At 75.7% G+C, this 13163-nt stretch carries 9 protein-coding genes and 1 pseudogene; 9 read left to right on the plus strand and 1 reads right to left on the minus strand.

The window, feature by feature from the left end:
- The first annotated feature begins 282 nt into the window (after positions 1-282).
- From AB0C84_RS44070 to AB0C84_RS44085, 4 genes are all read left to right on the plus strand, one after another.
- Positions 283-2049 carry a glycoside hydrolase family 15 protein gene (locus AB0C84_RS44070; RefSeq protein ID WP_361078386.1) on the plus strand — a complete coding sequence of 589 codons (1767 nt, stop codon included), beginning with the start codon at positions 283-285 and terminating at the stop codon, positions 2047-2049.
- A gap of 76 nt (positions 2050-2125) precedes the next feature.
- Positions 2126-5155 carry an FAD-linked oxidase C-terminal domain-containing protein gene (locus tag AB0C84_RS44075; protein WP_361078388.1) on the plus strand — a complete coding sequence of 1010 codons (3030 nt, stop codon included), beginning with the start codon at positions 2126-2128 and terminating at the stop codon, positions 5153-5155.
- 64 nt (positions 5156-5219) lie between these two features.
- Positions 5220-5699 carry a MarR family transcriptional regulator gene (locus AB0C84_RS44080; RefSeq protein WP_179841709.1) on the plus strand — a complete coding sequence of 160 codons (480 nt, stop codon included), beginning with the start codon at positions 5220-5222 and terminating at the stop codon, positions 5697-5699.
- Positions 5700-5798: 99 nt separating this feature from the next.
- Positions 5799-6506, plus strand: a complete 708-nt coding sequence (locus tag AB0C84_RS44085) for a DUF4142 domain-containing protein (protein ID WP_179841708.1) — start codon at positions 5799-5801, stop codon at positions 6504-6506.
- A gap of 16 nt (positions 6507-6522) precedes the next feature.
- Here the strand turns inward: AB0C84_RS44085 and AB0C84_RS44090 are convergent, their stop codons facing one another.
- Positions 6523-7329: an NAD-dependent protein deacetylase gene (locus AB0C84_RS44090; RefSeq protein ID WP_361078399.1), complete on the minus strand. Its 807-nt coding sequence runs from the start codon at positions 7327-7329 to the stop codon at positions 6523-6525.
- 183 nt (positions 7330-7512) lie between these two features.
- Here AB0C84_RS44090 and nirB point away from each other — a divergent pair, with 183 nt between their 5' ends.
- The 5 genes and pseudogenes from nirB to AB0C84_RS44115 all read left to right on the plus strand — a co-directional run bounded on the left by nirB (position 7513) and on the right by AB0C84_RS44115 (position 13119).
- Complete coding sequence (gene nirB / locus AB0C84_RS44095; RefSeq protein ID WP_361078392.1) at positions 7513-10014, plus strand: nitrite reductase large subunit NirB; 2502 nt, start codon at positions 7513-7515, stop codon at positions 10012-10014.
- Positions 10011-11483, plus strand: coding sequence for an FAD-dependent oxidoreductase (locus tag AB0C84_RS44100; protein WP_361078395.1), 1473 nt, complete (start codon positions 10011-10013; stop codon positions 11481-11483). Before nirB ends, AB0C84_RS44100 begins: the two co-directional genes overlap by 4 nt.
- A 25-nt stretch (positions 11484-11508) precedes the next feature.
- Positions 11509-12339: pseudogene (locus AB0C84_RS44105) on the plus strand (amidohydrolase family protein); the annotation flags it as partial.
- A gap of 51 nt (positions 12340-12390) precedes the next feature.
- Complete coding sequence (locus tag AB0C84_RS44110) at positions 12391-12708, plus strand: DUF2470 domain-containing protein (protein ID WP_258940050.1); 318 nt, start codon at positions 12391-12393, stop codon at positions 12706-12708.
- A 222-nt stretch (positions 12709-12930) separates the two neighbouring features.
- Positions 12931-13119, plus strand: coding sequence for a hypothetical protein (locus AB0C84_RS44115; protein ID WP_179841704.1), 189 nt, complete (start codon positions 12931-12933; stop codon positions 13117-13119).
- Positions 13120-13163 lie beyond the last annotated feature (44 nt).

A 13163-nucleotide genomic window follows, 5' to 3' on the forward strand; every position in this document is an offset into this window, starting at 1 on the left:
TAGACGCTGTTATGCCCACTCTGTCGCTCCTCTACGCTCTTCGGTTCTGCGGCATCGCTTCGCGATCTGGCCGGTGCCGCTCGCCTCCGGCTTCGCGGCACCGGCCAGGCCATGCGTTCGCGCGCATGGCCGGAGCCACTTCGAGACAGCCCTGGCCGGTCGTTCGGGCAGTCTGGGCCGTCTGCGAGGCGGTCCGGACGGCCCGGGGCCGGCGGGGCGGTCGGAAGGAGCGTCCCTCTGCCCGGCTCCGAGTAACGGCGGTCCCCCGGGTAGTGGGAGGGCATGCAGGACGACTTCGGAGCAAAGGACTCCGGCCCGAAGGCCCTCCGCGACTACGCCCTCATCGCCGACGGCGAACGCGGCGCCCTCGTGGGCCCGCACGGGGAGTACGCGTGGATGTGCTTCCCGGTCTGGGACTCGCCGCCCGCCTTCGCGGGCCTGCTCGGCGGCCCCGGCGCCTACGTGGTCCAGCCCGGTCCCGGGCGGTGGGTCTGGGGCGGCTACTACGAGGACCGCGGGCTCATCTGGCACAGCCGGTGGGTGACCGGCGACGGTGCGATCCTGGAGTGCCGCGAGGCCCTCGCGCGGCCGGCGGCGCCCGGCCGCGCGGTCATCCTGCGCAGGTGCCGGGCCGTCCGCGGCCGCTCCCGCGTCCGGGCCCTGCTGGACGTCCGCACCGGTCCTGGCGCTCCCCGGATGCGCGACCTGCGCCGCGACGGCCCGGAGTGGACGGCCCGCGGCGGCGGCGCGTCGCTGCGCTGGCGCGGCGCGGACGAGGCCGTCGTGCGGGACGGCGACGGCGGCGGGCCCGTCCTCGACCTCGCCTTCGACCTGGACGAGGGGGAGACCCGCGACCTGGTCCTGGAGATCGCCGAGGGCGGGGCCCGCGGCCCGCTGGACGCCGCGGGGCTGTGGGAGGCCACGGAGCGGGACTGGCGCGAGGCCGTGCCGGACTGCCGCGACACCCTCGCCCCGCGCGACGCCCGCCTCGCCTACTCCGTCCTGACGGGCCTCACCGCTTCCGGCGGCGGGATGGTCGCCGCCGCCACGACGGCTCTTCCGGAACGCGCGAACGAGGGCCGCAACTTCGACTACCGCTACGCCTGGATCCGCGACCAGTGCTTCGCCGGGCGCGCCGTCGCCCTCCACGGCGGGCCGCCCCGCCTGCTGCGCGCCGCCGTGGAGTTCGTGTCCGCCCGCGTCCTCGCCGACGGGGAGCGGCTGAGGCCCGCCTACACCGTCACCGGCGGGCAGGTGCCGGCCGAGAGCTCCAGCGGCCTGCCCGGCTACCCGGGCGCCCGGGCGGTCGCCGGGAACAGGGCCGGCGACCAGTTCCAGCTGGACGCGCTGGGGGAGGCGCTGCTGCTGCTGTCGGCCGCCGCCGAGCACGACCGCCGGCTCCCGGAGGCGGTGGAGGCCGCCCGCGTCGCGGCCGGCGCGGTCGCGCGCCGCTGGACCCGGCCCGAGGCGGGGATCTGGGAGATCCACGACGACCTGTGGACGCATTCGCGCCTGACCTGCGTCGCCGGCCTGCGCCAGGCGGCCCGGACGCTGGCGGGCCCCGCGGAGGCGGCCCGGTGGACCTCGCTCGCCGACGCCATCCTCGCCGAGACGTCCCGGACCTCGCTCACCCCCGGGGGCCGGTGGAGGCGCGCGCCCGGCGACGACCGCGTGGACGCGGCGCTGCTCATCCCGCCGCTGCGGGGCGCGCTGCCGAGCGAGGACCCCCGCACCGCCGCGACGCTGCGGGCCGTGCGCGAGGACCTCGTCGAGGAGGGGTTCGTCTACCGCTACCGGGCCGGGGACGAGCCGCTCGGCGTGGCCGAGGGCGCCTTCATCCTCTGCGGCTTCTTCCTCGCCCTCGCCGAGGAGCGCCAGGGCGACACCGCCCGGGCCCTCGCCGCCTTCGAGCGGACCCGGTCGGGCTGCGCGACCAGCGGCCTGTTCTCCGAGGAGTACGACGTCGGGCAGCGGCAGCTGCGCGGCAACATGCCCCAGGCGTTCGTGCACGCCCTGCTGCTGGAGACCGCCTGGCGCCTCGCCGGTTGACCGCGGGACGGTGCTCGGGCCGGACGGACGGCAGGCCGGGCGGTTGAAGCGGGTCCTGGCGGTTAGTCGTCTTGACATGGCTGTTTCGGCGAAGGGGACGCGGCAGGACCAGAGGCGAGCGGGCGCGGCGTCCCGCGGGCGGGACGCGCTGCGGCGCGCGCTCGCCGAGAGGGTGGACGGCGAGGTCCGGTTCGATCCCGGCTCCCGGGCCGCCTACTCCCACGACTCGTCCAACTACCAGCAGCCGCCCATCGGGGTGGTGGTGCCGCGGACGGTCGAGGCCGGCGCGGAGGCCGTCCGGGTCTGCGCCGAGCACGACGTCCCGGTCCTGTCCCGCGGCGGCGGGACGAGCCTGGCCGGGCAGTGCGTCAACGACGCCGTGGTCGTCGACTGGTCCGAGTACTGCCGCGCGCTGGTGTCGGTCGACCCGCGGGCGCGCCGCGCCGTGGTCGAGCCCGGCGCGTGCCTGGACGACCTGAACGAGCGGCTGTCGCGGCACCGGCTGATGGTGGGGCCCAAGCCGTCCACCCACGACACCTGCACGATCGGCGGGATGATCGGCAACAACTCGTGCGGCGCGTCGGCGCAGGCGTACGGGAAGATGGTCGACTCCGTCCTGCGGCTGGAGGTGCTGACCTACGACGGGCTGCGGATGTGGGTCGGGGAGACCTCCGAGGAGGAGTACGAGCGGATCCAGGCCGAGGGCGGCCGGCGCGCCGAGATCTACCGCGCGCTGCGCGACCTGCGCGACGACGGCATGGAGCTGATCCGCACCCGCTACCCCGACATCCCGCGCCGCGTGTCCGGCTACAACCTGGACTCGCTGCTGCCCGAGAAGGGCTTCGACGTGGCACGCGCCCTCGTCGGGTCGGAGGGCACGCTCGTCGCCGTGCTGCGCGCGGAGATACGCCTGGTGCCGGTCCCGGCGTTCGAGTCGCTCGCCGTCCTCGGCTACGACGGCATCGCGGAGGCCGGCGACGCCGTGCCGCGCGTCCTGCCCTCGCGCCCGCTCGCGCTGGAGGGCATGGACGAGCGGCTCCTCGACCTGGCCCGCCGCGACCATCTCGCCGGGCCCCGCGCGGTGGAGGACATGCCGGAGGGAGCGGGCTGGCTCATGGTCCGCTTCGGCGGCGACACCAAGGACGAGGCCGACGGCAGGGCCCGCCCGCTCATCGAGGACCTGGAGAACGGGCCGAACCCGCCGCGCTGCACCTTCGTGCGCGACCCGCACGAGGAGGAGCTGCTCTGGAAGGTGCGCGAGGCCGGGCTCGGCGCGACCGCCTACCCGCCGGGACGGCCCGACACCCACGAGGGCTGGGAGGACGCCGCCGTCCCGCCCGACCGGCTCGGCGGCTACCTGCGCGACTTCCGCGCCCTCGTCGACGAGTTCGGCTACGGCCCCGTCTCGCTCTACGGGCACTTCGGGCAGGGCTGCGTGCACACCCGCATCCCGTTCGACCTGGAGGACGAGCGCGGCACCGGCGGGTACCGGCGCTTCATCGAGCGCGCCGCCCGCCTCGTCGCGGACTACGGCGGGTCGCTGTCGGGCGAGCACGGCGACGGCCAGGCCCGCGGCGAGCTGCTGCCGATCATGTTCGGGGACGAGGTGGTCCGGCTGTTCGAGCGGTTCAAGGCGGTCTTCGACCCGGGGAACCGGATGAACCCCGGCAAGATCGTCCACCCGTACCGGCTGGACGAGAACCTCGACCACCTCGGCTACGACCCGGCCGAGCCGCGGACCCGGTTCTCCTTCCCCGACGACGACCACCGCTTCACCCACGCCGCGGCCCGCTGCGTCGGGATCGGCAAGTGCCGGGCGTCCTCGGGCGGCGTCATGTGCCCGAGCTACCGGGCGACGGGGGAGGAGGAGCACTCCACCCGGGGCCGGGCCCGGCTGCTGATGGAGATGATGCGCGGGATGCCGGGCGGCGGCACGCCGAACCCGGCGGTGCCGGGGCCGGGCGGCGCCGCCGTCATCACCGACGGATGGCGGTCGCGGGACGTCCGCGACGCCCTCGACCTGTGCCTGGCCTGCAAGGGCTGCCGCAGCGACTGTCCCGTCAACGTGGACATGGCCACCTACAAGGCCGAGTTCCTCTCCCACCACTACCGGGGCCGCATCCGCCCGCCCGAGCACTACACCATGGGCTGGCTGCCGCTGTGGGCCCGGATCGCGGCGCTGGCGCCCGGCGCCGCCAACGCCGCGCTGCACGCCCCCGTCCTGGACCGGGTCGCCAAGCGGATCGGCGGCATCGACCCGCGCCGCGACATGCCCCGCTTCGCGGGCGAGCGGTTCACCGAGTGGTTCAGGCGCCGGCCCCCGCGCGGCGGCGGGCGGCGGGTCGTGCTGTGGCCCGACACGTTCACCGACAACTTCCACCCGCACATCGGCAAGGCCGCGGTCCGCGTCCTGGAGGCGACCGGCCACCGGGTCGAGGTCCCGCCGGTGCCGCTGTGCTGCGGCCTGACCTGGATCTCCACGGGGCAGCTCGGCACGGCCGCCCGCGTCCTGCGCCGCACCGTCCGGGCCCTCGCGCCGCGGCTGCGCGACGGCGTCCCCGTGGTCGGGCTGGAGCCGAGCTGCACCGCGGTGTTCCGCGCCGACGCCCCCGAGCTGATGGAGGGCGACGCGCTGGAGGACGACGTCAAGCGGCTCCGCGACCAGACCCGGACCCTCGCCGAGCTCCTCGACGAGCACCAGGAGGAGTCCGGCGGCGCGTCGCCGGGTGCGTCCCACGACGTCGTCGCCGGGCGCGACCGGCCGAAGGTCCGCGCGATCGCCCAGCCGCACTGCCACCAGCACGCCGTCATGGGGTTCGACGCCGACCGGCGCGTGCTGGCGCGCGCCGGGGTCGACGTGCGGACGCTCGACGTCGGGTGCTGCGGCCTCGCCGGGAACTTCGGCTTCGAGGCGGGCCACCACGAGGTGTCGGCCGCCATCGCCGAGCAGGGCGTGTGGCCCGCGGTGCGGGACGCCGAGCCGGGGACGGCCGTCCTCGCAGACGGGTTCTCCTGCCGGACGCAGATCGAGGCGGGGACCGCCGCCCGGCCGCGCCATCTCGCCGAACTCCTCGCCGGCCTCCTCCCGGACGGGGACGGCCGGTGACCGGTGGCGGCCCGGTCCGCGGCGGCGCTCGCGGACGCGGGACGGGTCCCTGTAGAAAGTCGTCATGAACGAGCGGTACGACGACGGCGTCGACGCGGTGACCTCGGCGCTGCTGACCGCGTCCCGCCTGCTGGTGGCGGTCTCGGCGCGCTCGCTGGCCGCGGTGGAGGGCGCCGTCACGCTGCCGCAGTTCCGGCTCCTGGTGGTGCTGTCCTCGCAGGGGCCCGCCAAGCTCGTGACGCTCGCCGGGCTCCTGGAGGTCAATCCCTCGACCGCGATGCGGATGGTGGACCGGTTGGCCGCCGCCGGGCTGGTGGACCGCCAGGCCAGTCCCGACAGCGGCCGGGAGGTCCGCATCCAGCTCACCCCGGCCGGGCGCGGCATCGTCGACGACGTGACCGCCCGCCGCCGCGCCGACATCGCCGCGGTGGTGGCCCGGATGCCGGCCGGGCAGCGGCGCGCCCTCGTCGACGCCCTGCGCGCCTTCACCGACGCGGGCGGCGAACCGCCGGTCACCTCCCTGGCCCAGCTCGGCTGGACCTGAGCCCCGGCCCGAACCGGTCCGCGCCCGGCCGAACCTTCCCGCCCGGACGCGCGTACTGCGCATCGACGCCCCTTCCCCTCGACCGAAAGGCGGCGGCGGATGCGAGAACCCCGACCGGTCGCCGCCGCGGCGTGCGGCCTCGCCGCGGCCCTGCTGCTCGGCGCCTGCGCGCCGATCGGCCGCCAGGCGGCCGACGGCGGCGCCGTGGCGCCGCAGGCGAACGCCCAGGCCGCGGCCCAGTCCACCGTCGACACCCCGTGGGGGCCGCTCGGCCCCGCCGACCGCGACCTCGTCGTGAAGGTCCGTCAGGCGGGGCTGTGGGAGATCCCCGTCGGCCGGGAGGCCGAGCGCCGCGCCGCGCGGGCCGCGACCCGCCGCAACCTCGGCGAGATCGCGCGCCAGCACGTCCGGCTGGACGCGCTGGACCGCGCGGTCGCCGCGAAGCTGAACGTCGCGCTGCCGAGCCGGCCCACCCCGGACCAGCAGAGCTGGATGTCGGAGATCACCGGCAAGTCGGGGAACGACTACGACCGGACGGCCGTCGCCCGGCTGCGGATGGCGCACGGGCAGATCTACCCGGCGATCGCCGCCGTCCGCGGCAGCACCCGCAACACGCTCGTGCGGAACTTCTCCGAGCAGTGCGAGACGTTCGTCCGCACCCACATGAGGCTGCTGGAGGGCACCGGCTTCGTCACCGGCGACATGCTGCCCGACCCGCCCCAGGCCACCGGCGCGCCCCCGCCCGGGGACCCCGGGCACTCGCACGCCCCGGCGCCGGCCGCGACCTCCCTGCTGGGCGGGGGGTAGGGCGGGGCGGGCCCGCTCAGGCGGGCAGCTCGGCGACCAGCGCGTCCAGGGTCGCGCCGAGCGGGGCGTCCAGCGTGACGAGCGCGTGCGGATCGCCCCGGGTCGCGCCGCGGTTGACGATCGCCACCGGGACGCCGTGCCGCGCCGCGTGCCGGACGAACCGGTACCCCGACAGCACGGTCAGCGACGACCCCAGCACCAGCAGCGCCCCCGCCCGCTCCGTCAGCGCGTAGCAGTCCCCGACGCGGGCCGGCGGCACGTTCTCCCCGAAGAAGATCACATCGGGCTTGAGCGCGCCGCCGCACCGCTCGCAGCCCACGATCCGGAACGTCTCGACGGCCTCGTCGCGCAGCACGGCGTCGCCGTCGGGGTTGATCGTCTCGGCGCGGGCCGTCCAGCCGGGGTTGGCCTCGCGCAGCCGCTCGTCCAGCCGCTCGCGCGCGGACCGCTCGCCGCAGGACAGGCAGACGACCCGGTCCAGCGCGCCGTGCAGCTCGATCACCTCGCGCGCGCCCGCGGCCTGCTGGAGGCCGTCGACGTTCTGGGTGATGATCCCGGCCAGCAGGCCGCGCCGCTGCAGCTCGGCGACCGCGCGGTGCCCGGCGTTCGGGCGGGCCCGCGCGATGTGCCGCCAGCCGAGGTGGCTGCGCGCCCAGTAGCGGCGCCGCGCCGCATCGCTCCCGGTGAACGCCTGGTAGGTCATCGGCTCCGCGCGCCGCCGCCGCCCCGTCTCCCCGCGGTAGTCGGGGATGCCCGACTCCGTCGACAGCCCCGCGCCGCTCAGCACCACCACGTCGCCGTCCGAGACGAGGTCGGCCAGCATCGGCAGGCCGGTCCGCGCCGCGTTCTCCACAGCCTCCGTCACCCTTCCATGGTGCACGACCGGGGCGGGTGCGGCATGGGCGGCCCGCCCAACCTCGCGGGCGGGCCGGCTGTGAGGTCCACTTAACGCCGGGGTGACGGCGAGGATCCCTGCGGGTAATGCGGGCCGCCGAGGATCGGGCCCATGGGAGCCGACAGCAGACCGGACAAGCGCCTGGTCGTCGCCGGCCACGGGCCGGCCGCGCACCGCCTGGTGGAGGCGGTGCGCGAGCGCGACGCCGCCGGAACGTGGACGATCACGGTGATCGGCGAGGAGCCCCGCACCGCCTACGACCGGGTGGCGCTGACGACGCACCTGGAGGGCGCCGACCTCGCCTACCCGGTGCACGACGGCGCCGTCACCGTGCGGACGGGGGAACGGGTCACCGGGATCGACCGCGCCGACCGGACGGTCGCCACCTCGGCGGGGCGCGCCGTCCCCTACGACGCGCTCGTCCTGGCCACGGGGTCCTCGCCGTTCGTCCCGCCGGTCGAGGGCGCGGACCTGCCGGGCGTCTTCGTCTACCGCACGATCGACGACCTGGACGCGATCCGCGCGTACGCGCGGGGCAGGGCCACCGGCGCCGTCGTCGGCGGCGGCCTGCTCGGCCTGGAGGCGGCCCGCGCGATCCAGGGCCTCGGCCTGCGCAGCGGCGTCGTGGAGGTGGCGCCGTGGCTGATGCCGCGCCAGCTCGACGAGGGCGGCGGCGCGATGCTGCGCCGCCACATCGAGGCGCTCGGCATGGCGGTGCACGCGGGCACGCCGATGCGCGCCCTGGAGGCGGGGGAGGACGGCTCCGTCCGCCGCCTCGTGCTGGCGGACGGCACGTTCCTCGACGCCGAGGTCGTGGTGTTCTCCGCCGGGATCCGCCCGCGCGACGAGCTGGCCCGCGGCTGCGGCCTGCCGGTGGGGGAGCGCGGCGGGATCGTGGTGGACGCCTCCTGCCGCACCGAGGACCCCGCCGTCTTCGCGATCGGCGAGTGCGCCCAGGTCGGCGGCATGGTGTACGGGCTGGTCGGGCCGTGCTTCTCGATGGCCGAGGTGGTCGCCGACCGGCTGCTGTCCCCGGCGAGCACGGCGGTGTTCGAGGGCGCGGACATGTCGACCAAGCTCAAGCTGATGGGCGTCGACGTCGCCAGCTTCGGCGACCCGTTCGCCGGGACCGATCAGGGCGCGCTCGGCGTCACCTACACCGACCCCGTCGCCGGCGTCTACAAGCGGCTCGTCGTCAGCGACGACGCGCGGACCCTGCTCGGCGGCGTCCTCGTCGGCGACGCCGAGTCCTACGGCACGCTCCGCGCCCACGTCGGCGGCGGCCTGCCGGGCGCGCCCGAGCAGATGCTGTTCGGCGGGACGGAGGCGGCGGGCGGCGACCTGCCCGGGGCGACGGTCATCTGCTCCTGCAACAACGTCACCGCCGAGGGGATCCGCTGCGCGGTCGCCGAGTGCTCCCTGACCGACGTGGCCGGTGTGAAGGACCGCACCCGGGCCGGGACGAGCTGTGGCAGTTGCGTCCCGCTGGTGAAGCGGATCCTGGACGCCGAGCTGACCGCCGCCGGGATCGAGGTCAGTACGGCGATCTGCGAGCACTTCGACTACAGCCGCGCCGAGCTGTTCGACATCGTCCGGGCCGGGCGGGTCGCGAGCTTCACCCAGCTCGTCCAGGAGCACGGGACGGGCCGCGGCTGCGACATCTGCAAGCCCGCGGTCGCCTCCATCCTCGCCAGCCTCGGCAACGGCCACATCCTGGAGGGCGAGCAGGCGGCGCTGCAGGACACCAACGACCACTTCCTGGCCAACCTGCAGAAGAACGGCACCTACTCGGTGGTCCCGCGCGTCCCCGGCGGGGAGATCACCCCCGAGCGGCTCATCGTGATCGGTGAGGTGGCGCGCGACTTCGGCCTCTACACCAAGATCACCGGCGGTCAGCGCATCGACCTGTTCGGTGCCCGCGTGGAGCAGCTGCCGGAGATCTGGCGGCGGCTCGTCGAGGCCGGGTTCGAGTCCGGCCACGCCTACGGCAAGGCGCTGCGCACGGTGAAGTCGTGCGTCGGGTCCACCTGGTGCCGCTACGGCGTCCAGGACTCGGCCGCGATGGCGATCCGGCTGGAGATGCGCTACCGGGGGCTGCGCGCCCCGCACAAGCTGAAGTCGGCCGTGTCCGGCTGCGCCCGCGAGTGCGCCGAGGCGCAGAGCAAGGACTTCGGCGTCATCGCCACCGAGAACGGCTGGAACCTCTACCTCGCCGGGAACGGCGGCATGCGGCCCCGGCACGCCGACCTGTTCGCCACCGACCTCACCGACGACGAACTGATCACCTGCATCGACCGGTTCCTGATGTTCTACATCCGCACCGCCGACCGGCTGCAGCGCACCGCGAGCTGGCTGGAGTCCCTCGACGGCGGCCTGGACTACCTGCGCGAGGTCATCGTGGACGACCGGCTCGGCATCTGCGCCGACCTCGACGAGGCCATGGCCCGCCACGTCGCGTCCTACTCCGACGAGTGGCGCGACACCCTGGAGGACCCCGAGCGGCTCCGCCGGTTCGTCTCGTTCGTCAACGCGCCGCAGACCCCCGACCCGAGCATCGCCTTCGAGGTCGAGCGCGACCAGATCAAGCCCCTCCCCCTGGAGGTGAAGCGATGAGCGCGGCGGACGCGGCGGGCGTGGTCGTCGTCGGCAACGGCATGGCCGGCGCGCGGTTCGTGGACGAGCTGCGCTCCCGGGACGCCGCGACGCCGGTGACGGTGTTCGGCGCGGAGGCGCAGCGCCCCTACAACCGGATCCTCCTGTCGAACGTCCTCGCCGGGAAGACTCGGCCCGACCACATCAGCCTGGTCGACGCCGCCTGGTACGCCTCCCACGGCGTGGACGCCCGGCTCGGCGTCCAGGTCACCCGCATCGACCGCGCGGCGCGGGCCGTGCACGCCTCCGACGGCACGGTCACCCCCTACGGCACGCTCGTCCTCGCGACCGGCAGCACCGCCTTCGTCCCGCCGATGCCGGGCCTGGAGGACGGCCTGCCGGACGGCGCGGAGGTGTTCCGCACGCTGGAGGACTGCGGCCGCATCTCCGCCCTCGCCGACTCGGCGCGCCGCGCGGTGGTGGTGGGCGGCGGCCTGCTCGGCATCGAGGCCGCGCGCGGGCTCATGGGCCGCGGCCTGGAGGTGACCGTCCTGCACCTGGCCGGGCACCTGATGGAGCGCCAGCTCGACCCCGCCGCGGGGAAGGTCCTGGCCCGCACGCTGGCGGCCCTCGGCATCGGCACCCGGCTGCAGGCCGCCGTCACGGGGCTGCGCACCGCGGGCGGCGCGGTGACCGGCGTCGAGCTGGCCCTGCCCGGCGGGGGGACCGAGGTCGTCGGCGCCGACCTGGTCGTCCTGTCCTGCGGGGTCCGGCCGGAGGTGGGCCTCGCCCGGGACGCGGGCCTGGCCGTCGGCCGGGCCGTGATCGTCGACGACGAGCTGCGGTCGGTCACCGACCCGTCCGTCCGCGCCATTGGCGAGTGCTCCGAGCACCGCGACGAGGTGTACGGGCTGGTGGCGCCCGCGTGGGAGCAGGCGGCCGTGCTGGCGGGGCTGCTCGCCGGCACCGACCCCGCGGCGCGGTTCACCGGCGCCCGCCAGATCACCCGGCTCAAGGCCGCCGGGATCGAGCTGGCGTCGATGGGCGAGACGCACTTCGGCGACGACGACGAGGACGTCGAGGTCGTCCGGTTCACCGACGCCGCGCGCGGCACCTACAAGAAGGCCGTGATCCGGGACGGGCGGCTGATCGGAGCGATCCTGCTCGGCGAGACCTCCACCGCCGGGACGCTCACCCAGCTCTACGACCGGGCCTCGCCGCTGCCCGTCGAGCGGCTCGGCCTGCTGTTCCCCGGCGTCGGCGCGGCGCCCGAGGCCGAGTCGCCGGTGCGGATGCCGGACGCGGCGACCGTCTGCCAGTGCAACAACGTCAGCAAGGGCCAGATCCGCGCCTGCTGGCAGCGCGGCGCCCGCACGGCCGAGGACGTCGCGAGCGCCACCCGGGCGAGCACCGGTTGCGGAAGCTGCCGCTCCGCCGTGGAGGGCATCGTCGCCTGGCTGGAGGAGCAGGACACCGCCGACGTCGCTTGACGGGGCGCCGGGTAGGCTCCGCCGCATGCTCGACGGACGCCCGCTGATCGACGCGCACGTGCACGCCGCCCGGCTGCCCACGCTCCGCCCGGCCTGGCGGCGCTGGGCGGAGGAGTTCGGCTCCTCCCACCCCTGGCAGGACCTCTACGACGAGGACGGCGCGCTCGTGCCCGAGCGGGTGGACGCCTACTTCGAGGGCGAGGGCGTCGACGTCGCCCTGCTGCTGTGCGAGTACAGCCCGCGGACCACCGGCACGCAGCCCATCGAGGACCTGCGTCCGCTCCTGGAGCACAACCCGCGGCGCTTCAAGCCGATCGCCAACGTCAACCCGCACCTGCACTACCCGGTCGGCGCCGAGGTCGAGCGGCAGCTCGGTCTCGGCGCCGTCGCGCTCAAGCTGCACCCGGTGCACGGCGGGTTCAGCGTCGCCGACCCCGAGCTCTACCCCGCCTACCAGGTGTGCCGCGACGCGGGCGTCCCGGTCGTCGTGCACTGCGGGACCAGCTCGTTCCCCGGCTCGGTCAACCGGCACGCCGACCCGGCCGCGGTCGACGACGTGCTGCGGCTGTTCCCCGGGCTGACGTTCGTCCTCGCCCACGGCGGGCGCGGATGGTGGTACGACGCCGCCGCGTTCCTCGCGCTGTCCCGCGAGGAGGTGTGGATCGAGCTGTCCGGGCTGCCGCCCCGCCGGCTCCCCGAGTACTACGCCCGGCACGACCTGGGGCGCCTGGCCCGCAAGTTCGTCTTCGGCACCGATTGGCCCGGCGTGCCCGGCATCGCCCGCAATGCCCGCGCCATCGCCGCCCTCGGCCTGGACGAGGAGACCCTCGCGCTCGTCCTCGCCGGCAACGCCCTCCAGGTCTACAAGGGCCTGACCGTCCCGGCTCCGACCCGAGAGGACCGTCGCATGCCTGACGCGGGCCCCTTCACCGACGACGTCGTGCGGCAGATCGCACGGCACATGAACGAGGACCACGCCGCCGACTGCCTGACGATCTGCCGCGCGCTCGGCGGGCGCCCCGGCGCGACCGCTGCCAGGATGACGGGCCTGGACGCGGAGGGCATCGAGTTCGCCGTCGCCGACGGCGGCGTAGAGCACCCGGTCCGGATCCCCTTCGGCGAGCGGCTCACCGAGCGCCCGCAGGTGCGGCGCGAGGTCGTCCGCATGACCGAGCGCGCCCGCGCCGCGCTGGGCGGCGGGCCGGACGTTCCCGGCGGGCCGTAGGCAGGGGGAGCCCGACGCGGTGCCGGAAGCACGGCCTTTCTCCGCACGACTGCACGTCGCGACGCCGCGTGACCGGCCGCTGACCGGCACGAACGTCCTTATGGTCGGAAATCCGATTATCGGACGGCCGGAAAGGGGGCGCGGTTTCGGGGGCGGGCTGGAGGAGATCCGGTAGGCAGCCGAGGGGCCCGCGGTGGGCCCCCGACCCCCACGGAGGCCGACATGCTCGCGATCGTCGCCGCGATCGTCTTCGCACTTGCCCTGCTGTTCGACCTGGCCGACATCTCCTCGGACGCCATCAACAACAGCACCCTGACCGTCCTCGGCCTGCTGCTGATCGCCCTGCACCTCGGCGGCGTCGGCACCGGGGGCGGCGCGAACTGGCGGCCGCGTCGCCGCGGCCGCCGGTGACCGCCCGCCCCGGCCGCCGCCCGCGGCGGGCGGGGCTCACGGCG

This window comes from Actinomadura sp. NPDC048955 (assembly GCF_040649435.1).
GTDB classification, from domain to species: domain Bacteria; phylum Actinomycetota; class Actinomycetes; order Streptosporangiales; family Streptosporangiaceae; genus Spirillospora; species Spirillospora luteofluorescens.

Bases quoted from the DNA above. Each gene is read 5' to 3' on its own strand.
- AB0C84_RS44090 (WP_361078399.1), bottom strand. From the start codon at position 7,329: ATGCTGGCCGACCTCGTCTCGGACGGCGACGTGGTGGTGCTGAGCGGC.
- nirB (WP_361078392.1), top strand. From the start codon at position 7,513: ATGGGAGCCGACAGCAGACCGGACAAGCGCCTGGTCGTCGCCGGCCAC.
- AB0C84_RS44100 (WP_361078395.1), top strand. From the start codon at position 10,011: ATGAGCGCGGCGGACGCGGCGGGCGTGGTCGTCGTCGGCAACGGCATG.
- AB0C84_RS44080 (WP_179841709.1), top strand. From the start codon at position 5,220: ATGAACGAGCGGTACGACGACGGCGTCGACGCGGTGACCTCGGCGCTG.
- AB0C84_RS44070 (WP_361078386.1), top strand. From the start codon at position 283: ATGCAGGACGACTTCGGAGCAAAGGACTCCGGCCCGAAGGCCCTCCGC.
- AB0C84_RS44110 (WP_258940050.1), top strand. From the start codon at position 12,391: ATGCCTGACGCGGGCCCCTTCACCGACGACGTCGTGCGGCAGATCGCA.
- AB0C84_RS44075 (WP_361078388.1), top strand. From the start codon at position 2,126: ATGGCTGTTTCGGCGAAGGGGACGCGGCAGGACCAGAGGCGAGCGGGC.
- AB0C84_RS44115 (WP_179841704.1), top strand. From the start codon at position 12,931: ATGCTCGCGATCGTCGCCGCGATCGTCTTCGCACTTGCCCTGCTGTTC.
- AB0C84_RS44085 (WP_179841708.1), top strand. From the start codon at position 5,799: ATGCGAGAACCCCGACCGGTCGCCGCCGCGGCGTGCGGCCTCGCCGCG.